Annotated in this window: 1 protein-coding gene and 1 pseudogene; both read right to left on the bottom strand. The window is 36.6% G+C overall.

Annotation, left to right across the window (positions count from 1 at the left end; all coding sequences use genetic code 11):
* Window positions 1-188 (bottom strand): annotated as a pseudogene (locus V7659_RS30305) (ATP-binding protein); the annotation flags it as partial.
* Window positions 189-377: 189 nt separating this feature from the next.
* On the bottom strand, window positions 378-1,793 hold the full coding sequence (locus V7659_RS30300; RefSeq protein ID WP_335543726.1) for an amino acid permease: 1,416 nt from the start codon (window positions 1,791-1,793) through the stop codon (window positions 378-380).
* Window positions 1,794-1,891 lie beyond the last annotated feature (98 nt).

Raw genomic sequence — 1,891 nt, 5'->3', positions numbered from 1 at the left:
ATGTATAACCATACACCCAAACCAACTTCATCTGTATCAAAAATGCTTACTTGCTTATTAATTTTCGGCCTTATCCAATAATAAAAAATATCAAATGAATAATACATTAAATTAAACAACCATAAAAATAGAATACTTGCCTTCTTTTCTTCAAAAATGAGCTTAGTAGTCTGGAAGCCTTCTTTCATGTAGTTTCTCCTTATATATGATCACGTTAAAAGATGTAATAAAAATCATGCTCCTATTTTATCATCTTTCTTTGACTAAAATGACATCAATTTTGCAAAATCGATGAAATTCGACATATTTCGATACATTCAAGCACAAAAAAAACGAGCTTACCTGAGGTAAGCCCGCCAAATTTTTTTCTTTCCCAATCAGCTAGCTTTTTTCACTTGGCTAACTGTCTTATTCAAGGTTGAATGTTTACGTCCATATCCAAAATAGACGAATAATCCAATCACTAGCCACACTCCAAAACTAATCCACGTTGTTTTTGGTAATTGAAGCGCTAAGTATCCACAGAATACAAAAGCTAGAATCGGAACATATGGTACAAACGGAACCTTAAATCCAGTTTTAGGTGCTTGATTATTTTTACGAAGATATATAATTCCTACTGCCACAGTCATGAAGGCAAATAATGTTCCGATATTTGTTAGTTCGGCCAGTTTATTTAATGGGACTAATCCTGCAAAAATCGAAACTAGTAAACAAGTAATCCATGAATTCACCAATGGTGTCTGCTTCTTCTTATCAACCTTTGAAAAAACTTTTGGCAATAACCCATCACGGCTGATTGCGTAAAATAAACGAGATTGTCCATAAAGAATTACTAATAATACGGTGGTAATCCCTACAATCGCACCAAGGGAGATGAACCCTGCTAACCAGTCCTGATGAATGTAATTAAGAGCAAATGCGACAGGGTTTTTTACGCCTAACTCTTGATAAGGAACAATACCGGTTAAAATTGCGGATACGATAATATATAACACGGTACAAACTAGTAAAGATGCAATAATTCCAATTGGCATATTCTTTTGCGGGTTTTTTACTTCTTCTGCTGCAGTTGATACAGCATCAAAACCGATATAAGCAAAGAATACTGTTGCTGCACCAGCAGTCACACCTGAGAACCCAAATGGCATAAATGGTGTCCAGTTAGAAGGCTTTACATACCAAGCACCTACAGCGATAAATGCTACAACCACGGCTAATTTAATAATTACCATAATCGTGTTAAAGCGAGCGGATTTCTTTACACCCTGTGTTAACAGCAACGTAATGATTAATACGATAAGGATGGCCGGAACATCGATAAATGTGCCGTTTGCTGGATCATACGCACTTGTTAATGCTTTAGGAAAGTGAATACCAAAACCTGCGAGAAGTCCTTGTAAATACCCTGACCATCCACTCGCAACAGCAGATGAGGCCAATCCGTATTCTAAAATTAAATCCCAGCCTAAGATCCACGCAATAATCTCGCCAAAAGTTGCGTAACTGTACGTATAGGCACTTCCTGATACCGGAACAGTCGACGCAAATTCTGCATAGCAAAGGGCGGCAAATACACAGGCTAATCCTGATAAAATAAAGGATAAAATAAGTGCAGGTCCTGCATGTTCTGCTGCAGCAACCCCTGTAACTACAAAAATTCCTGTTCCTATAATAGCCCCAATTCCGAGCATGGATAAATCAAATGCACCTAAGTCTTTCTTTAAGACTACATCTTTTTGTCCTGCTTCTTGAACGAGGGCCTGAATTGACTTTTTCCTAAATAAATTCATCGGCTAATCCTCCATTATTTATGTCGGAATGTTCTGAAAAAATACTCCGCATAAAATTATATATCGAAATAATATATTCATTTTCGTAAAAAAGCAAT

Source organism: Neobacillus drentensis (assembly GCF_036966985.1).
Lineage (GTDB): Bacteria > Bacillota > Bacilli > Bacillales > Cytobacillaceae > Neobacillus > Neobacillus drentensis_E.
Note: the sequence above shows the minus strand (reverse complement) of the source record. Positions and strands in the feature narration are given on the sequence as shown.

Excerpts from the sequence above, each read along its gene's own strand:
- V7659_RS30300 (WP_335543726.1), bottom strand. The coding sequence starts at position 1,793 with ATGAATTTATTTAGGAAAAAGTCAATTCAGGCCCTCGTTCAAGAAGCA.